The following is a 20359-nucleotide window of genomic DNA, read 5'->3' as shown; positions in this document are numbered from 1 at the left end:
TTGGGCCGTCCGCGCCTCCTCATCGTCGCGGACGATCTCACCGGCGCGCTGGACAGCGCAGCAGCCTTTGCAGCCCGCGGCCTGAAAACCGCCGTCGCCCGCCATCCGGGCGCCCTTTCCGCCTTGCCGGCGGACGCCCAGATCGTGGCGGTCAGCACCGCCTCGCGCGAAGGCACCGTGGCGGACGCCCGCCGCGCCATTGACGCTGTCGCCGCCGCCAGCCTTCACCCGCAGCGCGTCTTCAAGAAGGTGGATTCGCGCCTCAAGGGCCATGTGGCGGCCGAGACCGACGCGCTTGCGCGCGCGTTCGGCATGGACCGCGCGCTTGTCTGCCCCGCTGTGCCCCTTCTGGGCCGCACCGTTGAAAATGGCGCCGTCACCGGCGCCGGCGTCGACCGCCCCATCCGGGTCGCGCCCGCCTTCGCCGCCTGCAGCCAGACGGTCGAGGTGTGCGATGCCACCGTGCAGGCGGACCTCGACCAAGTTGTGGCACGGGCGGGCGATGCTCTGCTGGTGGGCGCGGCAGGCCTTTCGCTGGCGCTGGCCGAAGACATGGCCGCCACCCCGCCCGCCGCCCCGCCCTTTGGCGAGCCGATCCTGTTTGCCATCGGCTCGCGCGATCCGGTCACCATGGAGCAGATCGACAAGTTGCTGGGCACCGCCGGCGAACCGTGCGCGGGGGTCAGCCTGATGCGGCAGACGTCGGCCGTGGCGGAAGACGTGGCGGCGAGCGGCATGCGTTTCGCCGCAGATGTTGCTGCCGCCATCCGCGCGACCTGCCCTGCAACGGTTCTGGCCTGTGGCGGGGAGACCGCCAACGCCATCCTTGCGATCCTCGGGATCGACATTCTGGAACTTCATGGCGAGGCGCTGCCGGGCGTGCCGGTTTCGTCGGCCGGGCCGTTCACCCTTCTCACCAAGTCAGGCGGCTTTGGCGGACCATCGCTGCTTTCGGACATTGCCCGCAAGGCCGCCGCGCCATAGCGCACCCACGAGAAAAAGGGCGGCACCCGGAGGCACCGCCCTGATCAGACCCCTCCGGGCGCCTTCGCACTCAGGCGAAGATGAAGTCCGACGCATCGAGCGCGGCAAGGTCGGTGCCCAGCACGGTCAGCGTGTTGCTGCCCAGCGTGATCTCCACGTTGTCGCCCACATCGGCCATCACCGACTGCAGCGCCTCGAAGCTGTCGAAGCCGGAATTGTGCAGCGCGATGATGTCTTCGCCGTCAAAATTGCCGTTCACCTTGTCGTTGCCGGCATCGGCACCGTTGCGGAAGATGAAGATGTCGTCCCCGCCGTCGCCGATCAGGAGGTCGTTGCCGCCATCGCCGCTCAGCGTATCGTCGCCAGCGCCACCCCGCACGATGTCATCGCCTCCACCGCCTGAAAGATTGTCGTCACCATCGCGGCCGAGAACGAAGTCGTGGCCTGCGCCGCCGTTCACGACATCGTCGCCATTCTGGCCGTTCAGCGTGTCGTTGCCGGCACCGCCATTGAGCTTGTCGTTGCCGTCGCCGCCGTTGATCCGGTCGTCGCCGCCCACGCCGAAGATCAGGTCCTCGCCGGCCTGGCCTGCAACGCTGTCGTTGCCGGCGCCGCCATTGATATCGTCGTTCCCGGCACCGCCGCGGATGGTGTCATTGCCGCCGCCCCCGCGCAGATCGTCATTGCCGGCCTGGCCATAGATCGCGTCGTTGCCGCCCTTGCCGCCGATGAGGTCGTTGTTGTCACCGCCATAAAGGGAATCGGTGCCGCCGTAGCCGATGAGCATGTCCTCGCCCGCATCGCCGTGCATCATGTTGCCGGCGTCATCGCCATGCAGCGTGTCTTGCCCCGCGGTCCCGCGCAGCAGCGTATCACCGTCGGCATTCAGCTTCTGGCCATCGGCAATAGCCTCCTCGCCGATCGTGAAGCGGTAGGTGCTGAGATCGTCATTCGCGATCCCCGCGGCGGCCTGCCCGTCGGCATCCACAAAGGCGCCGTCGGTGATCTGCACGGCGTACGCGGTATCGAGCGCGAAGGTCACGCCGGGCTCGATGGTCACGGTATCGCCATCGATGGAGACGGCCTTGCGGTCGCTCACGTCGACGGTGATCACGTCGTCCGGGTCATTGCGGTTGACGATGCGGATCGTGCCTTCGGCGGCAAACACATCCTCGGTGTAGGTGAGGCTCACCGCTGTGTTGGCGGCAACGTCGCGCCCGTTGAGCGAAGGCGTCGCGGTCAACAGGACCGGCACGTCGTCCGCCGTGTTGAAGTCGACGATGACGGGATCGAACACGGTGGCCCCGCCGGTATCCACGCCGAGGCGCCCGTCACCGTTGAGGCCGAAGGCGTACACCGTCCCGTCTTCGCCAGTGGCAAGGATGCTGTTCGGGCCGTTTGCAATGGAGACGATGTTCACATCGTCCAGCGCCGCAATCTCCACCGGATAGAAGAAGGCATCCGAGGTGGCATCCGGGTCTCCGTCAAGGCCGCCGCTGGGCCCGTCATCGTTCCGCCCCCACATGAAGACGTCGCCGTCATCGGTCAGCGCCACGGCCCAGCGTCCACCCGCCTTCACGTCGATCACGTCATCGGGCAGCTCGGTCAGTTCGCGCGGCTCCAGAACCTTGTAATCGGTGCGGGTGAAGGTGCCATCGCCATTGTCGTCACCCACGAAGAGCTGGCCGAACTCATTCTCGCCCCAGCCGAACACCCGGCCGTCCGACGTGACGGCGAATGAGGTGGAGGTGTCTGCCGTGACCGAAACGATGTCGTCCGGCAATCCTTCGACCAGCTGCGGCGTCAGGATCTCGTTGACCGGATCGCCGGGGCCTTCCAGCGCGTCCGGATCGGCCTCGCCATCGCGGTTGCCGCCGAAGCCGTAGACCGCGCCGTCCGACGTCAGCACCAGCGTGTGCGAGGTGCCGGATGAGACGGACACCACCGTCTTGCCGTCAATATCGATCTTTGCCGGCTCGTAGCGGTTCACTTCATCGCCGAGGCCGAGCTGGCCGCTGGTGTTCTGGCCCCAGCCGTACAGATCGCCGGTGTCGGTGATGGCGAAGGATACGCCGTTGCCGTTTTCGACGATGACCACATTGGCGTCATCCAGCACGCCGGTGAGTTTGGTTGCGGCAAAGCGGTTTTCCTGGTCGCCCAGCCCGAGGCGCCCGGTGTTGCCGAAACCCCAGACATAGACGTCGCCGCTTTCGGTCAGTAGCGAGCCGTGCAGCATCCCGGCCGAGACCGACACGATGGTTTCGTTGAAACCGTCCGGCATTTCCAGCGGCACGGGGGTGTTCACATCAAAGCCGGGGCCGCCCTGGCCGAGCTGGCCGTACAGGTTTTCGCCGGCGCCATAGACGGTGTTGGTTTCGGTATCGAGGAAGATCGAGAAGTGGTTGCCGGCGCTGGCGGTGATGTTCGCCGGCTGCACCGCACCTTCGTAAAATTCCACCGAGCGCGGGCGGGCGAGCGTATCCTCGTCGAACGCGCGGGAGGCCAGGACGTTGGTCTCGCCGGTGTCGAAATAGTCGCCGTCGCCGTTGCGGTCGGTCAGGAGGTAGACGTTGTCGCCGGATGCGCCGGAATCGTTGGAGGTCAGCGCAATCTGCCCGTCACCGCTGGCGGCGATGGAGAAGCCCGCCAGCGTGTCGAAGATGCCCGGAAGCTGGTCGGTGTTCCAGATCTCGACCGTCTCGTCCGGCTGGTCGATGGCGCCCGACCCGTCGAGGTCTTCGAGGCGGACGACGCTGTTGACGCCCTCGTCACGGTCCAGCCACTCCCACACCACCATCGAATCGCCATCAGCCGCCGCGGTGAAGTCGATCGGCGCGCCGGTCTGGGTCTTGGTGGCAAAGACCGAGAATTCGTCGGCCTCGATGGCGCCGGAACCGTCTTCGTCGCGGAAGGTGTAGATGGCATCCTCCGCGCTGCCCGACGGGTCGATCAGATAGCCGCGGTCGCCGATGAAGGAGAGGTCGTAGGGCGAGGATGTCGGCACGAGTTCGGTGAGGTCGAGCCACAGGGTGGCTTCGCCGGCGTCATTGGCATCGCCGTCGCCGTTGAGGTCTTCGGTGCGGTAGATCCCGTCGGACGGGCGAGAGGAGACGCCCGCGTTGACGATATAGATTGCGCCGTCCGCGCCCTCTTCAATGCCGTTTGGAGTGGGCAGCGTGAAGCCTGCGGCATTGTTCGCCTCGGAGAACCACTCGGTCGACTCGCCGGCGTCGTTGGCGTCGCCATCGTTGTTGTTGTCGATCAGGCGGTAGACGGCATCGGTGTCGCCGTCGCCAAAGTAGACCGACAGGTCGGATGCCTGGGCGATGTTGAGGATGTTGCCGGTGGGATTGCCGTTCCCCAGCCCTTCGGCGTTCGACTGATCGTAGAAGACCACCCGTTCGCCATCGTCCGCCGCATCGCCGTCACCATTGTTGTCGACGAGAAGGTAGAGCTTGTCGCTCCCCGGCACGCTGGAGTCGCCCTGGTCGCCCAACAAGACGCCAGAAACGGGAAAATTGGTGGCTCCGGACATTGTAGACTCTCTTGCTCATATATTCCGATGCCGCTCCATCCAATGCCCCAGACAATAAAGCAAGTTGTTATTGGATTTTCATCAAATATTGGATATTTAAGTCTTCAATTCCAATAGAAATACTGAGTATTGAAGAATTATAGATCCAATCTACAAAGCATCTAATCTCATCCCAAAGCTGTTTCTTCGGCGCCTCTACAACCGGTCGCGAAACTGTTTTTCACGAAGTTGACCGGGGACTTCGGCGCGGTATGGTCCGCGTCATGGTCCGCATATTCGCACTCTGCCTCGCGGCGTTCGTCACCACCGCACAGGCGGATGAGGCTGCACCCGCGCCAGAACTGCCGCGCCCCTTGCGCGATGCGGATTTTCGCCCGGTGAATGAGACCGAAGCCGCGCTCGGACAGCTTCTGTTCTACGACAAGGTCATCTCCGGAAACCGCAACATTGCCTGCGCCAGTTGCCATCACCCGCGCTTCGGCACCGGCGACGGGCTCGCGCTGTCGCTGGGCGAAGGCGGGATCGGGCTCGGCCCGGACCGGGTGGCCGACCCAAACAACATGCCCGAGCAGCGCGTGCCGCGGAACGCGCAGCCGCTGTTCAACCTTGGCGCCCGCGAAATGGTGCACCTGTTCCACGACGGGCGGATCGAGGTGGACCCCGCGCGCCCCTCCGGCCTTCGCACGCCGCTGGAGAGCGAGATGCCTGCGGGCTTCGACACCATTCTGGCCGCGCAGACGATGTTCCCGGCCATTTCCCCCGACGAGATGGCCGGCCACTACGGCGAGAACGAGATATCCGTTGCCGTGCGCAAGGGCGACCTCACCGGCCCGGATGGTGCCTGGGCACTGATTGCGCGGCGCGTCTCGTCCATCCCCGCCTACCTCCAGATGTTTGCCGCCGCTGACCCGGAGATCGCCGCTGGACGTCCGATCAGCTTTGCCGACGTGTCCAACGCCATAGCGGCGTTCATGGAAGTTGAATGGCGGTCAGACGACAGCCCGTTCGACCGGCATCTCTCCGGCGAGACGCCCCTCTCCGGCGACGCTCTGGCCGGACTTTCCCTCTTCTATGGCAAGGCCGGGTGCAGCGAATGCCACAGCGGGCCGCTTCTGACCGACCATCAGTTCCACGCCGCCGGTGCACCGCAGCTCGGTCCCGGCAAGGGCGCGCGGTTCGAGCGGCATGCGCGCGACGAAGGGCGGATGGAGGTGACAGGCCGCGCCGCCGATGCCTACCGGTTCCGCACCCCGCCGCTGCGCAACGTGGCGATCACCGGCCCATGGGGCCACGCCGGCGCGCACGACGACCTCGCCGCCTTCATCGCCGACCACGCCGCCCCGCGCAACGCGCCATGGCCGCAGGATGCCGTCCTGCCGGCCCTGCCCGGCGCAGACGATTTTGCGGTGCGAGACGACGACGCCGAACGCGCCATGGTGCTGGGCTCCGTCGCGCGGCCTGACGTGACGCTGACCGCAGGGGACGTCGCCCTTCTGGTTGCCTTCCTCAACACGGCAACGGGGGACAGCGCAAAGGCCGGGCGCCTCGGCATCCCGCAAAGCGTCCCCAGCGGGCTGCCGGTGGACCGCTAGGTTGGAAGCTCGATCAGGCCGCTGATTGGAAGGGCGAACCGGCTGCCCGATCCTGCATCGGATCTACGGGAACAGGGCGCCTGCCGGAATGTCAGTTCGGCCGGACCGGGCCTGCGGCTGTCCGGATGATGGACCATTCTTCTTCGACCGATCCCGAATGGCGGGTCTTGCCCGCGCGCCGGTACCAGTAACCGGCATTGGCATCGTCGCCCTCAATCCGGTGCACCAATGCGTGGACCCAGTCGAACAGGGGCGAACCCTCGTGCGCCTGACAGATCTGGTGGGCCTTATCCATCTCGGGGCCCTGTTGCAGGTCCCCGGCCCGGAGCAGGGCGAGTGCATGGAGAAATTGGTCCTGGGGCATCGTTTTCACCTCTGGCAGAAAGGGTGTTGCACGCCGACACCCAAGCGGGGAATGCAAGACGATAGCAGCGATCGTGTCCTGCCTGAACGCCCCGTCTGCTCCAGCGCCTCTGGCGGGGTGCGATGGCGCAACGCAGCAATCGAACCGCACGGCACAAAGCGATTGACGCGATGGACCGGATCGAAAATCCTGCCGGTCAGCGACACACGAGAGAACCATCTGGCGTGAGCGAACCGGCGAAATCGCGGGACTGGGACAAGGCACCGATCGCGTCCGCGTCGCAGCCCATGCGCCTTGGTCTCGTCGGTCGCGGGATCACGCTGTCGCGCACGCCGCGCATGCACGAAGCAGAGGCGCGGGCACAGGGGCTTGCCTGCCACTACGCGCTGCTCGACACCGACAGAGGCGCCGCAGGCTCCCTCGCGGACGTGATCGACCGCGCGGAGCAAAGCGCCTTCGCCGGCCTCAATGTCACCTACCCCTACAAGCAGGACGTCGTTGCGCTGCTGGATACGCTGTCGGATGCGGCAGAGCGCGTCGGCGCGGTCAATACGGTCGTGTTCAAGGACGGCAGGCGGCATGGCGACAACACCGACCTGTGGGGCTTTGTCCAGAATATCCAAAATGGCCTTCCGGATGCTGCCATGGGGACTGTGCTTCTGATTGGCGCCGGCGGCGCGGGCAACGCGGTCGCCCATGCCCTTCGCGACCTTGGCGCCTTGAAAATTCTGGTGGCGGACGTGCGCGAAGGCGCTGCGCAAGCGCTCTGCAAAGCGGTGGGGCGAGAGAGCGAGGCGGTGCCGATGGAGAGGCTTGCCGGCGCCGCCGCCGCGGCAGACGGCATCGTGAACGCAACCCCCGTGGGCACAGCCGAGCTGCCTGGCACCCCGATGGATCCCGCGTTTCTTCAGCCGCGCCACTGGGTCTCCGACATTGTCTATTTCCCGCTCCAGACGGCGCTGCTCGCGGCCGCACGGGCTGCCGGCTGCGACACCCTTTCGGGCGAAGGCATGGCCGTGTTCCAGGCCGTGCGCGCATTCGAGCTGTTCACGGGCCGTCCGGCGGATGCCGGCCGGATGCGGGCGACGTTCCGTGCCGCCGGTCCGGCGTAAGGGCGGGCGCTGCCACGGTGCCCATTGCCGGCACCCTTCAGAAAAAATTCGACACGAATTCTGCCTTGGACGCTCGCGGCCAACTTCGGGGACATCGTCGCCGACATAGCCGCACAGCGGACGATCAGGAACAGCACCGGGCCAATCGAAGTCTCGCCCGGCGCGGTCGCCCGCGGCTTCCCCTATGCGCGCGATGCGCCGCGGGGTGCGGACGCAGGCCCTGCGGCATGGCCGAACTGGGCGACAAAGGCGCGGGCCGCTGGCGACAGCGAACGGCCCGAGCGGCGCACCAGGCCGATCCGCCGGGTGACGCCGAAGTCGCGGATCGGGCGGTGGACGAGGCGGTCGAACCGCAGCACCGGCAAGGTCAACGTCGGCAGTGCGGTGATCCCGAGCCCTTCCGCCACCAGCGCGCCGGCGGTCGCAAGATGCGCAACCTCGAAGCGCGGTTCGAGCGGCCGGCCAAAGCGCTGGCAGGCGCCGTCGATCAGTTCGCGAACACTCGTCCCCTTCGCCATTGCGATGAAGGGGAGCTGCGTCAACTCTTCCCACGCATAGGTGCGTTCTTCGCAGAGGGGGCCATCGGGGGTGCCGACGGCCACAAACGGGTCATCCATCAGCGGCTGGAACGCAAGCCGGCTCCGCGCCGTCACCGTGCCCGCGGTAAAACCCAGATCGGCGTTGCCCGTTTCCACCGCATCCAGCACCCCCTCCGACAGCGCGTCGATGATGACGAGGTCGATATCGGGATGAGCGTTGGCGAACGTGCGCACATGGGCCGGCAGCAGCCCGGCCGTCACCGAGGGAAGGCCGGCGATGGTGAGCCGGCCGCGACTTGCCGACAGGTGCGCGTCGAACTCGGCCATCACGTCGTCGGCCGTGTGGACGAGGCGCGCCGCGACGCGCAGGAATGCCTCGCCCGACGCGGTGGGATGGAGCTTGCGCGTGTCACGGTCGAACAGGCGGGTCCCGAGACGCGCCTCGAGTGCAGCAACCTGCCGCGACAGCCCCGAGGTCGACAGCCCCAGCCGCGACGAGGCGGCGCGGAACGAGCCGCACTCATGCAAGGCAAGAACGGCCTGGAAGTCGGCCAGCGGGGGAATGTTGCGTTTCACGCAACAACTATCCACCAGATTGCGCATTTCGCAATAACTCGGCATCGCGCAAGATCAGCCCAAAGATCCCGATAGACGGGACTGCATATGGGAGGAACGACATGCACCGAGTGCTAAAGTGCGCCCTGTTGAGCGCGACCCTCGCCGCCAGCCCGGCTGTGGCGCAGGACACCGACCTTCTGATCGGCTCGACCTCGGCGTCGTCGAGCCACTACGGCTACTTTGTCGCCGTCGGTCAGCTCATCAACGAAAATGCAGAGGGTGTTTCCGCGACGGTCGCCGAAAGCGGCGCCACGATGGACAACATCCGCCGCATGCAGCGCGGCCAGTTCGACCTCGGCCTCGTCACCACCAACACCGCCCAGCACGCCTACACCGGCTCCGGCGAATTTGAGGGCGACAGCCAGGATCTGCGCCTCCTGTGGGTCTACACCAACGCGCCGCAGAACGTTGTGGTGCGCGCAGACGCCGGCGTGACCAGCCTCGACGGGCTGGACGGCGTGCGCTTCAACCCCGGCATCAAGGGGTCTTCCACCGAAGCCACCACGGAGGCCGTGTTCAAGACGCTCGGCCTGAGCGCCGACTACGTGCGCGGCTCCACCACCGACATTGTCGACGCAATCAAGGACAACCGCGTCGCCGGCTACGCAAAATCGGGCTCGGGGATGAAGCTCGACGCCTCCACGATGGACGTCGCGACATCGACCGACATCGCGATCCTGGGCCTGACGCCCGAGCAGGCGGCAACGCTTGGCAAGGAGATGCCGGACATCTCCGTCGTCGACATTCCCGCAGGCGCTGCGGAGGGTGTTCCGGCCTACCAGACGTGGAGTTTCGGCGTCGGCGTCGCGGCACCGGCTTCGATGGATGAGGAGACGGCCTACAAGATCGTGAAGGCCATCATGGAGGATACGGGCGCGCAGGCGAACGCCATGGCGAACCTCAAGAACGAGAGCATCGCCGACCTGACGCTGTCGGCAGGCACGATCCCTCTCCACCCCGGCGCGGCACGCTGGTTCGAGGAGAACGGACACGACATTCCGGCGAAGCTGCAGCCCGCGAGCTGAGCCGGCCGCAATGACGATCGAGCGCATCCAGAAGGCTCTGGCGATCCTCGTCGGTGCCTTCGTCTTCTACACCGCCGCAACCGGCCCGTTTGAGGGGCTTATTCAGCGGGCGGTCTTCCTGGCGCTGGTGACGGCGCTCGGCTTCGCGCTCTACCCTCTCGGCGCCGGCAGACGCTGGCGCCCGCTGGGTGCCGCCGTCGACCTCGCGTTGACCGCCGTCACCATCGCGGCGTGCGCCTACGTGGTCGTGAACTACGACCGCATCATGACCGAGCTTCCATGGGCAACGTCGCTGGACAAGGCGTTGACCATCGGCCTCGTCGGGGCCGTTCTGGAGCTGGGACGGCGCACGGTGGGGCCGATCTTCCCGGCGCTCGTGCTCACCGGCCTCGCCTATGCCCTCTTCGGCGATCTCTTGCCGGGGGCGCTCCACCATCGCGGCTTCGACACGGCCTTCGTCACCGAAACCATCTTCCTTGGCGATCTTGGCATCTGGGGGATGCTGACGGGCGTCGCCGCCACCGTCATCGCCGCCTTCGTCCTGTTCGGCGCGCTGCTCCTCCATTCCGGCGGCGGCCAGGCATTCATGGACCTTTCCATGCGCCTCGGCGGGCGCCAGCCGGGGGGCGCTGCCAAGATCGGCACCATCGCATCCGGCCTCTTCGGCATGATTTCGGGCTCGGCCGTCGCCAACGTCGCGACCACGGGCAACTTCACGATCCCCATGATGATCCGCCTCGGCTACCCGCGCCCGCTCGCGGCGGCCGTGGAGGCGGTCGCCTCCACGGGTGGCCAGATTGCGCCGCCGATCATGGGTGCCGCCGCATTCGTCATGGCCGAAATTCTGGGCGTCAGCTATCTCACCATCATGCTGGCGGCGATCCTGCCGGCGCTCCTCTACTACCTCTCGGTGTTCACAACGGTGCATTTCGTGGCACTCAAGCGCGGCCTTGCCGTGGTGCCCGATGAGGAGCTGCCCGCCTGGGCCGCGATCCTTGCGCCGCGCAACGTGCTTCCGATCCTTGCCGCACTCGGCGGCCTCGGCGTTGGCATCTGGCTCGGCCGCTCCATCGCCACCTCCGCCTTCTACGGCATCACCGGGCTCTTGATTGCCTTCGTCGCCACGCAGGCCGGACGCCTGTCGCCCGGCGAAATGGCCCGCCGCGTGATTGCGGGCCTCGAAGACGCCGGCAAGGGGATGGTCATCATCGGCGTCCTGCTGGCAGGAGCGCAGGTGCTCGTTTCGATGATCAATCTCACGGGGATCGGCGTCACCCTGTCCTCGCTGATCGTGTCGCTGGCCGGCGATTCCACAACCCTCGTTGCAATTATCGTCGCCTTCATCTGCCTCGTCATGGGGATGGGGCTGCCGACCACGGCCGCCTATGTCCTCGTTGCCGCAGTGCTTGCGCCAGCGATGACGGCAGCCGGGGTCGAGCCGGTCCAGGCGCACCTCTTCGTGTTCTACTTCGCGACCATCTCCGTCATCACCCCACCCGTATGCGTCGCGGTCTTCGTCGCCGCGGGAATTGCGAACACCAACTGGTTGCCCGCCGCGATGGAAGCGGTGCGGCTCGGCGCGATCACCTACCTCGTGCCATTCCTCATCCTGCTTTATCCGGGGATGACGATGTCAGGCGGCCCGCTCGCGATTCTAGACGCGGTTGCAGCCGGGGTTGCGCTGGTGCTTGCCGTGCCGATGCTCCTTTCGGGCGCCCGCCTCACCGGCACCCGCACCGTGGACGTTGCAGTGCTCCTCACCGTGATCGTTCTGTCAGTCTGGCCGCATCCTCTGACGCCATTCGCAGCGTTCGCACTCTTCATCGCGGCGTTCGCGTTCGGACGCCGCCGCGGCGTGGCGCTCGCATGAGAAACGTGCGGATCGGCGCCGGCGCCGGCTTCTCGGGCGACCGGATCGAACCCGCGGTCGACCTTGCCGCGCGGGGTGATCTCGACTTTCTGGTGTTCGAGTGCCTCGCAGAGCGCACCATTGCGCTTGCTCAGCTTGCCCGCCTGTCAGACCCCGCGGCCGGCTACGACCCATTGCTGGAACGACGGATGCGCGCCGTCCTGCCGGTGACGGCGAAGACGGGCACGAAGATCCTCACCAACATGGGCGCTGCCAACCCCGTCGCCGCCGCACGGCGCACGGCCGACATCGCCGCGGGGCTCGGCCTCACCGGCCTCAAAATCGCCGCGGTCACCGGCGACGATGTGCTCTCCCATATCGACGATTGCGTGCTCGACGAGACTGGCGCGCCCGCCCACCGGCTTGGCGAGCGGCTCGTCTCGGCAAACGCCTATATCGGTGTCGCGGGCCTCGTCGAGGCACTGGCCCTTGGGGCGGACGTCGTGATCTGCGGCCGCGCCTCGGACCCCGCGCTGTTCCTCGCGCCGCTCGTCCACACCTTCGGCTGGGCGATGGACGACTTTGAGCGGCTTGGCCGCGGCACCCTCGTCGGCCATCTGCTGGAGTGCGGCGCGCAGGTCACCGGCGGATATTTCGCCGACCCCGGCATCAAGGACGTGCCGGACCTTGCCCATATCGGCTTCCCCCTCGCCGAGGTCGCCGAGACGGGCAACGCAACCATCACGAAACTTCCCGGCACCGGGGGCCTCGTCAGCCGCGCCACCGCAACCGAACAGCTCCTCTACGAGATCCACGATCCTGCCCGCTACCTTCAGCCGGACGTCGTCGCTGACTTCTCGGGCGTTCGCCTCGACGAGGTCGGCCCCGACAGGGTCGCGGTCAGCGGCGGGCAAGGCCACGCGCCGACCGGGGCCTTCAAGGTCTCCGTCGGCTACCGCGACGGGTGGCTCGGAGAGGGACAGATTTCGTATGCCGGGGCCAACGCGGTTGCCCGCGGACGCCTTGCCATAGACGTCGTCGCTGCCCGCCTGAAGGACCTCGCCGGTGAAATCACCGAAGAGCGCGGCGCGCTGATCGGCCTTGACTCGGTGCGGCCCACCTTCAGCCGCAACGCGCCGGGCGAGGTGCGGATGCGTTACGCCGCGCGTTGCGCCTCGCAGGACGCCGCAGCCCGCGTCGCCGAGGAGGTCGAGAGCCTTTATCTGTGCGGCCCGATGGGCGGGGGCGGCGTGTCGCGCACGGTGCGCGAGATCGTCGCCATCGCCTCTACGCTGATCTCGCGCGAGCACGTTCGCCCGGCGGTGCAACTTTTCGAGGTGGCCGATGCGCCTGCATGACATCGCCCACGGGCGTACCGGCGACAAGGGCGAGGTCTCCAACATCTCGGTCATCGCCTACCGGGCCGAGGACTGGCCGCTCATCGAGCGGGATGTCACGCCCGAGCGCGTCGCCCGCCAGCTCGCCCTCGGCGACAACGCCGACGTTTCCATCTACCGCCTCCCGCAGCTCGGCGCGCTCAACATCGTTCTGCGCGGCGCCCTGAAGGGGGGCGTCACCCGTTCGCTCGCCCTCGACCCGCACGGGAAGTGCCTCGCCGGCATCCTCCTCGAGATGGAACTGCCCCCGCACCGCTGACACCGCCCCGTGGCACGCCCTTGGTGCGGCCAAGGTCCGCAGCGCTCTCAGGGCCGCGGCAATCAGGCGTGCCGCATTCGAGCCGCTCGACGACAGCGCGACCCGGGACAGATGATGGACAATGGTGGTGTCGCACGTCAGATCACTCTAGATCGGGGTTTGATGAACGCACCTCACGGAGAGACGGACGTGTCGAAGCCGACGGTAACCGATATCGGCCGCGTCGCCGGCGTCAGCCTGGCGACGGTCGATCGTGTGCTGAACGGCCGGCCGGGCGTGCGGCAGATCACCATCGACAAGGTGAATGCCGCGATCGAGGAAATCGGCTATGTCCGCGACGTTGCGGCCGCCAATCTTGCCCGCAGCCGGCGCTATCGCTTCGCCTTCGTTCTGCCCATGAGCGCGAGCGCGTTCCTCGGGTCCGTCAGGGCATCGATCGCCGATACGAGGGGCACTTCGCTTGCCGACCGGACCGATTGCCAGATCATCGAGGTCGAGGCCGAGGATCCCCACGCGCTGGTGCGCACCCTGCGGCAGCTCGACGGGTCCGAGATCGACGGCGTCGCCATCCTCGCAAACGAGACGCCGCTCCTGCGTGACGAGATCACCGCACTGAAAGCGCGCGGCGTGCGGGTGGTTGCGATCATTTCGGACCTGCCGAGTGCGGGGCGGGACCATTTTGTCGGCATCGACAACATTGCCGCAGGCCGCACCGCGGGCGTCCTCATGGGCCGTTTCCTGACCGGGCGGCCGGGTGTCGTCATCACGCTCGCCAACACGATGCTGTCGCGCGAAGCAATCGAACGGCGCCGCGGTTTCGACGAGATCATCGTCGAGCGCTTTCCCTCCCTTTCGGTCGCGCCGACCATTGAAATCCACGACAATCCGGAGGCCGTGCGCGTGCTGCTGCCGCGCATCCTGGAGCGGCGGCGTGACATTGTCGGGCTCTATTCGCTCGGCACAGGGCATCGCGGCATGATCGACGTGCTGCGCCGCTTGAAGCCGGCGCCGCCCCCGGTCGCGATTGCGCACGATCTCACCAGCCACCTCGAAAGTGCGCTGCGCGATGGCATCATCGACGCGGTCATCTCCCAGAACGTCGACCACATCGTGCGCAGCGCGATCCGCGTGCTGCGGGCAAAGTGCGACGGGGTGCCGATCGTGGCATCGCAGGAGCGCATCCGCATCGAGGTAATTCTGGCGGAAAACCTGCCGGACTGAGGCGCATCGCGTCTTTCGCGGCACCCCCTCATTGACATGAGGTACGCACCTCAAATAGCGTCCCGACAACAGAACCGCGCTCAAGACGCGGTCAGCATGGGAGGAAGTATGAAGCGGCTTCTCACGACCACCGCCGTCGCGCTGGCGTTTTGCGCCGGTGCAGCCCAGTCCGCCAAGGCAGAGGATCTGACCCTCTGCTGGGCCTCCTGGGACCCCGCAAACGCCCTCGTCGAGCTTTCAAAGGGCTTCGAGGCGGAAAGCGGCCACACGATGAACTTCGAGTTCGTGCCCTGGCCGAACTTTGCCGACCGGATGCTCAACGAGCTGAACTCCGGCGGCCAGCTCTGCGATCTCATGATCGGCGACAGCCAGTGGATCGGCGGCGCCGCCGAGAACGGCCAGTACGTCAAGCTGAATGCGTTCTTCGAGGAGAACGGCATCAGCATGGACGATTTCATTCCCGCGACCGTCACCGGCTACGCCGAATGGCCGAAGGGCACCCCCAACTACTGGGCGCTTCCCGCATTCGGCGACGTCGTCGGCTGGACCTACCGCAAGGACTGGTTCGAGCGCCCCGAGCTTCAGGCCGAGTTTCAGGAAAAATACGGCCGCGAACTTGCCCCCCCTGACACGCTGGCCGAGCTGAAGGACATTGCCGAATTCTTCCAGGGCCGCGAGATCGACGGAAAGACCGTCTACGGCGCCGCGATCTACACCGAGCGCGGCTCGGAAGGCGTCACGATGGGCGTGACCAACGCCCTCTACAACTACGGCTTCCAGTACGCCGATCCGGACAATCCCTACCAGATGGACGGGTTCGTCAACTCCGAAGGCGCCATCGAAGGGCTCGAATTCTACAAAGAGCTTTACGACTGCTGCACGCCGCCGGGCTCGTCCGACTGGTACATGTCGCAGAACATCGATGCGTACAAATCGGGCCAGGTCGCAATGCAGATGAACTTCGCGTTCATCTGGCCGGGTGTCGAAGCCGACCCCAACGTCGGCGGTGGCAAGTCGGGTTATTTCGTGAACCCGGAAGGGCCCGGCGGGCATTTCGCCCAGCTCGGCGGACAGGGCATCTCTGTTGTCGCCTTCTCCGACAAGCAGGACGCTGCGCTTGAATACATCAAGTGGTTCGCACAGCCCGAAGTGCAGCAGAAATGGTGGGAGGCCGGCGGCTACTCTGCGCTCAAGGCAGTGGTCGAAGACCCCGGCTTCGCGGAAAGCCAGCCCTACGCACAGACCTTCCTCGACTCGATGGCGATCGTGAAGGATTTCTGGGCCGAACCGGCCTACGCCGACCTGCTGCTCGCAATGCAGGACCGCGTCCACGACTACGTCATTGCCGGCAACGGCACGGCGAAGGAAGCACTCGACGCGCTTGTCGAGGACTGGACGGAAACCTTCGAGGATGAGGGCAAGCTCTAGCCGTCCGGCTAGAGCGAATTGGCCCAGTCGGCACTGTCGCGAGCGGAGCAGAGATGACCGATAAAGCTTCGGTGCCAGAGCGCATGGTGCGAGCAACACCTCCGGGTGTTGCTCGCACGGTACGGGGATTGTCGGACCGGGCACTCGCATGGGTGTTCATCGGGCCGACCATTCTCCTGCTGCTCGCGATCAACATTTTTCCGTTGCTGTGGACGATCTACCTCAGCTTCACCAACTACCGCGCCAACCGCTTCAACCGCGATGTGGAGTGGGTCGGACTGCGCAACTACGAGCGCGTCCTGACGGATGACGACATCTGGCAGGCCATGCAGGCGACCGCGCACTTCGTGGTGTGGACCATCGTCCTGCAGGTGCTGATCGGGTTCACCCTGGCGTGGCTGATCAACGCCAAATTCCGCGGCTCCAACTTCTGGACCACCATCATCGTCCTGCCGATGATGCTGTCCCCGGCCGTCGTCGGCAATTTCTGGACGTTCCTGTACCAGCCGCAGATCGGCCTCTTCAACGCCGTCGTCGGCTTCCTCACCGGCACGGACCCGGCAAGCTTCGAGATGATCGGAGACGTCGATCTGGCGCCGTGGGCAATCGTTATCGTCGACACCTGGATGTGGACGCCCTTCGTGATGCTGATCTGCCTTGCCGGCCTCAGATCCATTCCTGCCTACGTCTATGAGGCGGCTGAGATCGACCGCGCGTCCGCTTGGCGCCAGTTCTGGACGATCACGGTGCCGATGGTGCTGCCGTTCTTGATGCTGGCCGTGCTCTTCCGCGGCATCGAGAATTTCAAGATGTTCGACCTGGTGGTCCAGCTCACCGGCGGCGGGCCGGGCTCGGTCACCGAGCTGGCGTCGATCAACCTCAAGCGCGAGGCGTTCGAGAAGTGGCGGACCGGCTATTCATCCGCATTCGCGATCGTCCTTTTCGTCACCGTCTTCGGTCTCGCCTCAATTTACGTGAAGGCGCTCAACAAGGTGAAAGAGCGATGAGCGCAAATTCCGTCACCGAGCCCACCGGCCGCGTCAAATGGATCGCGGGGATCGTCGTCGTCGGCTACGCGCTCGTCACGTTGGTGCCGATGGTGTGGATCATGCTGACCGGCTTCAAGACGCCGTCCGACGCGATCTCCTATCCGCCCAAGCTCGTCTTCCAGCCGACGGTGGAGGGCTACGTCAACCTCTTCACGACCCGCACCCGCGCAACGCCTGAGCAGCTCGAGGAACTCGGCCCGGCCGAGAACTTCGCGCAGGAGATCGTGCGCGAGCGCGGCATGGTCATCGTCGGCGCCTCGCGCTTCGGCGAGCGGTTCCTCAACTCCATCATCATCGGCTTCGGGTCGACGTTCCTGTCCATCGTCCTCGGCACGCTGGCGGCCTACGGCTTCTCGCGCTTCAAGGTGCCGCTGACGGACGACCTCATGTTCTTCATCCTGTCGACACGGATGATGCCGCCGATTGCCGTCGCGATCCCCATCTTCCTGATGTACCGCACGCTTGGCCTCTCCGACACGCACCTCGGCATGATCCTCCTTTATACGGCGGTGAACATCTCGCTCGCGGTCTGGCTCCTGAAGGGGTTCATCGACGAGATCCCGCGCGAATACGAAGAAGCCGCGCTGATCGACGGCTACACCCGCTTCCAGGCATTCTGGAAGGTGGTGCTGCCGCAGGCCGCCACCGGCATCGCCTCCACCGCAATCTTCTGCCTGATTTTTGCGTGGAACGAGTATGCGTTCGCCGTGCTTCTCACCTCCGGCAATGCGCAGACCGCGCCGCCCTTCATCCCGACCATCATCGGCGTCGGCGGGCTCGACTGGCCGGCGGTTGCCGCAGGCGCCACGATCTTCCTGCTCCCGGTGCTCATCTTCACCGTCGTCCTGCGCAAGCATCTGTTGCGCGGCATCACCTTCGGCGCGGTGCGCAAATGACCCGCCCCCCGCACACCCCGCCACCGCAGGATGAGCCGGCCCCCGGTCATGCACCGCTGACCGACCGCCACCGCTCGGCAACCAGCTTCGACCCGGATGCCAGCCTCACAAACGCCGAGGCCCGCGCGGAAGCCGGCCTGCCGCGCCCCTGGGTGGAGGACACCACCGGCACCCCCGTCGCCGGCGAGGCGATCCACCCCGCCGCCCGCATCTTCGTGCGCGGGCCGTGGGAGATGGTCGCGACCGGCGTCATCACGCTCGGCGTTTTCATGCTGATGCAGCCATTCAGCATCGCGCTCTACTCATGGTCGTTCCTGACGACCCTCGTCGGGACCGGCATGTTCATTGTCGTCAGCCATTTTCCGGAGCGCCGCAACGATGGCTGACATTGTCGTGAAAAACCTCTCCAAGAAATTCGGCACCTTCACCGCCGTTCACGCCTCGTCGTTCACCGTGCACGACGGGGAGTTCTTCATGCTTCTCGGCCCGTCCGGCTGCGGCAAGACCACCTCGCTCAGAATGATCGCGGGGCTGGAGCTGCCGACCGAGGGCGAAATCTGGCTGGACGGCGAAGAGGTGAGCGGCCGCCCGGCACGCGAACGCGACATCGCGTTCGTCTTCCAGATGTTCGCGCTCTACCCGCACATGAACGTGCGCCGGAACCTCTCCTACTCCCTCGTCAGCCAGGGCTGGCGTCGCTCGCGCGTGAAGGAGCGCGTCGGCGAAGTCGCGCGCATTCTCAAGATCGAGGGGATCCTCGACCGTCCCGTCGGCGGCCTTTCCGCCGGCGACCGGCAGCGGGTCGCGCTCGGCCGCGCCATCGTGCGCGAACCGAAGGCGTTCATGATGGACGAGCCGCTCGGCGCCCTCGACACCGAGTTCCGCGAGCACATGGCCGAAGAGCTGCGCGCCCTCCACGACCGCATAGGCGCAACCACGGTCTACGTCACCCACGACCAGCTCGAGGCGATGCAGATGGGCGACCGGATCGCGGTGATGAACCAGGGCGTGGTCGAGCAGATCGGCAAGCCGCAGGAGGTCTACGACCACCCGGCCACCATGTTCGTTGCCAGCTTCCTGGGCTCCCCCGCGATGGCGTTCCTGCCATTCGAAGGCACCGTTGCACCCGGCGCCGCCACGGTGCGGGTGGCGGGCGCGGACATTGCACTGCCTGCCCTGCGCGAAGGGGCGAGCGGGCGCATCGTTCTGGGCGTCCGGCCCGAACACGTTACGCTGGCGAACGAAGGCGCGATCCGCGGCGAGGTGCTCGCCAGCGAATATCTCGGCATGGAAGAGGTCGTCACCGTGCGCACGGCGTATGGCGACATCAGGGCACGAACCGCGCCGGACCGGTTCGCCCGTGTCGGTGAGCCGGTTGGCCTGTCGTTCGACGCGGCAGCGCTGTCGCTGTTCGACGAAGCGAGCGGCCGCGCGTTCCTGACCGAGGCCAACGAAGCGGTCCTGACGGGAGGCGCCCATGGCTGAGGTCGAACTCTCCGGCGTCACCAAGCGCTTTGGGTCGACCGTCGCGGTCGACGACGTTTCGCTCACCGTGCCAGACGGCGGCTTCGTCGTCCTTCTCGGCCCGACAGGTGCCGGCAAGACGACGGCGCTGCGGCTGATTGCGGGCCTCGAGCGGCCGGACGCCGGCACCGTGCGCATTGCGGGCGCTGACGTGACCCGCGAAAGCCCGGCCGGCCGCAACGTCGCGATGGTCTTCCAGCAATACTCGCTCTATCCGCACCTCTCGGTGCGCGAAAACCTCGCCTTTCCGCTGAAATCGCCAATGCTGAAGACGCCGGCAGACGAGATCCAGCGCCGCGTCGCCTCCGTCGCCGAAACGCTTCAGATCACCGCCAAGCTCGACAACAAGGCGACGGCGCTGTCGGGCGGCGAGATGCAGCGCGTTTCGATCGGCCGCGCGCTGGTGCGCAACCCCGCAATCTTCCTGATGGATGAGCCGCTCTCCTCGCTCGATGCCAAACTGCGCTCTGGCCTGCGCGTGGAGCTCAACCGCATCCACGACGAGATCGGCGCCACCTTCCTCTACGTCACGCACGATCAGGTCGAGGCGCTGACGATGGCAAGCGAGATCGGCGTTCTCGACAACGGACGCATCGTCCAGTTCGGCACCCCGCGCGAGGTGTACGAGAACCCCGTCAGCCTCACGGTCGCGGCGCGTCTCGGCCAGCCGCGGATCAATGTTCTTCCCGCCGGACTTCTGGGCGATGCGCCCGCCGGTACCCGCACCAGCGCCTGCCGACCCGAACACCTGCGCGTGGTCGATAGCGGCGAGACCGGCGGCGCCAGCGTTGCGCGGGTCGAACACCTTGGCGACCAGACTCGGGTCCATCTCGTCATCGACGGGCACCCGGTCATCGCGCTGGCCGATGCGCACGCCGGTCTCGCCGCTGGCCAGCGCATCACGGCAACGGCCGAGCGGCTTCTCCATTTCGACGCCGCCGGCAATCGCATTCACGAATAGAGAGCG

17 protein-coding genes are annotated in these 20359 nt (G+C 66.4%); 14 read left to right on the top strand and 3 right to left on the bottom strand.

Going from position 1 to position 20359, the window contains the following annotated elements; genetic code table 11:
• The gene (locus RDV64_RS12495; protein ID WP_309195256.1) at window positions 1-984 is read left to right on the top strand and encodes a four-carbon acid sugar kinase family protein; all 984 of its coding nucleotides are present in this window, start codon (window positions 1-3) and stop codon (window positions 982-984) included.
• 70 nt (window positions 985-1054) lie between these two features.
• On the opposite strand, the gene RDV64_RS12490 is transcribed toward RDV64_RS12495, so the two are convergent.
• Window positions 1055-4519, bottom strand: a complete 3465-nt coding sequence (locus RDV64_RS12490) for an Ig-like domain-containing protein (protein ID WP_309195254.1) — start codon at window positions 4517-4519, stop codon at window positions 1055-1057.
• 263 nt (window positions 4520-4782) lie between these two features.
• Between RDV64_RS12490 and RDV64_RS12485 the strand changes: the two genes are divergently transcribed.
• A complete protein-coding gene (locus RDV64_RS12485) occupies window positions 4783-6111 on the top strand; it encodes a cytochrome c peroxidase (protein ID WP_309195252.1) in 1329 nt (442 codons plus the stop codon).
• A 91-nt stretch (window positions 6112-6202) separates the two neighbouring features.
• Here the strand turns inward: RDV64_RS12485 and RDV64_RS12480 are convergent, their stop codons facing one another.
• The gene (locus RDV64_RS12480) at window positions 6203-6475 is read right to left on the bottom strand and encodes a hypothetical protein (protein WP_309195251.1); all 273 of its coding nucleotides are present in this window, start codon (window positions 6473-6475) and stop codon (window positions 6203-6205) included.
• A gap of 224 nt (window positions 6476-6699) precedes the next feature.
• Between RDV64_RS12480 and RDV64_RS12475 the strand changes: the two genes are divergently transcribed.
• Window positions 6700-7587, top strand: coding sequence for a shikimate dehydrogenase (locus RDV64_RS12475; protein ID WP_309195250.1), 888 nt, complete (start codon window positions 6700-6702; stop codon window positions 7585-7587).
• Window positions 7588-7769: 182 nt separating this feature from the next.
• Here RDV64_RS12475 and RDV64_RS12470 read toward each other — a convergent pair whose 3' ends face one another.
• A complete protein-coding gene (locus RDV64_RS12470; RefSeq protein WP_309195249.1) occupies window positions 7770-8702 on the bottom strand; it encodes a LysR family transcriptional regulator in 933 nt (310 codons plus the stop codon).
• A 101-nt stretch (window positions 8703-8803) separates the two neighbouring features.
• Here RDV64_RS12470 and RDV64_RS12465 point away from each other — a divergent pair, with 101 nt between their 5' ends.
• From RDV64_RS12465 to RDV64_RS12415, 11 genes are all read left to right on the top strand, one after another.
• Entirely contained in the window at window positions 8804-9769 is a 966-nt protein-coding gene (locus RDV64_RS12465) for a TAXI family TRAP transporter solute-binding subunit (RefSeq protein ID WP_309195247.1), read from the top strand.
• A 10-nt stretch (window positions 9770-9779) separates the two neighbouring features.
• On the top strand, window positions 9780-11639 hold the full coding sequence (locus RDV64_RS12460) for a TRAP transporter fused permease subunit (protein ID WP_309195245.1): 1860 nt from the start codon (window positions 9780-9782) through the stop codon (window positions 11637-11639).
• Window positions 11636-12976 (top strand): acyclic terpene utilization AtuA family protein, encoded by a 1341-nt coding sequence (locus RDV64_RS12455; protein ID WP_309195244.1) that lies wholly within the window; start codon window positions 11636-11638, stop codon window positions 12974-12976. Before RDV64_RS12460 ends, RDV64_RS12455 begins: the two co-directional genes overlap by 4 nt.
• A complete protein-coding gene (locus tag RDV64_RS12450) occupies window positions 12963-13274 on the top strand; it encodes a hypothetical protein (protein ID WP_309195243.1) in 312 nt (103 codons plus the stop codon). Before RDV64_RS12455 ends, RDV64_RS12450 begins: the two co-directional genes overlap by 14 nt.
• 189 nt (window positions 13275-13463) lie before the next feature.
• Window positions 13464-14495: a LacI family DNA-binding transcriptional regulator gene (locus RDV64_RS12445; protein ID WP_309195242.1), complete on the top strand. Its 1032-nt coding sequence runs from the start codon at window positions 13464-13466 to the stop codon at window positions 14493-14495.
• 108 nt (window positions 14496-14603) lie between these two features.
• Window positions 14604-15923: an ABC transporter substrate-binding protein gene (locus RDV64_RS12440; RefSeq protein ID WP_309195241.1), complete on the top strand. Its 1320-nt coding sequence runs from the start codon at window positions 14604-14606 to the stop codon at window positions 15921-15923.
• Between the two features lie 53 nt (window positions 15924-15976).
• Window positions 15977-16930, top strand: coding sequence for a sugar ABC transporter permease (locus RDV64_RS12435; RefSeq protein WP_309195240.1), 954 nt, complete (start codon window positions 15977-15979; stop codon window positions 16928-16930).
• Entirely contained in the window at window positions 16927-17868 is a 942-nt protein-coding gene (locus RDV64_RS12430; protein ID WP_309195239.1) for a carbohydrate ABC transporter permease, read from the top strand. The genes RDV64_RS12435 and RDV64_RS12430 overlap by 4 nt, the downstream gene beginning before the upstream one ends.
• On the top strand, window positions 17865-18254 hold the full coding sequence (locus tag RDV64_RS12425) for a hypothetical protein (protein WP_309199597.1): 390 nt from the start codon (window positions 17865-17867) through the stop codon (window positions 18252-18254). The genes RDV64_RS12430 and RDV64_RS12425 overlap by 4 nt, the downstream gene beginning before the upstream one ends.
• Window positions 18247-19353: an ABC transporter ATP-binding protein gene (locus RDV64_RS12420; RefSeq protein WP_309195238.1), complete on the top strand. Its 1107-nt coding sequence runs from the start codon at window positions 18247-18249 to the stop codon at window positions 19351-19353. The genes RDV64_RS12425 and RDV64_RS12420 overlap by 8 nt, the downstream gene beginning before the upstream one ends.
• Entirely contained in the window at window positions 19346-20353 is a 1008-nt protein-coding gene (locus RDV64_RS12415) for an ABC transporter ATP-binding protein (protein ID WP_309195236.1), read from the top strand. The genes RDV64_RS12420 and RDV64_RS12415 overlap by 8 nt, the downstream gene beginning before the upstream one ends.
• The last annotated feature ends 6 nt before the right edge of the window (window positions 20354-20359 follow it).

The sequence above is a fragment of the Acuticoccus sp. MNP-M23 genome, from assembly GCF_031195445.1.
Classification (GTDB): Bacteria; Pseudomonadota; Alphaproteobacteria; order Rhizobiales; family Amorphaceae; genus Acuticoccus.
The sequence above is the reverse complement of the archived record's forward strand: the minus strand, read 5'-3'. Positions and strand labels throughout refer to the sequence as shown.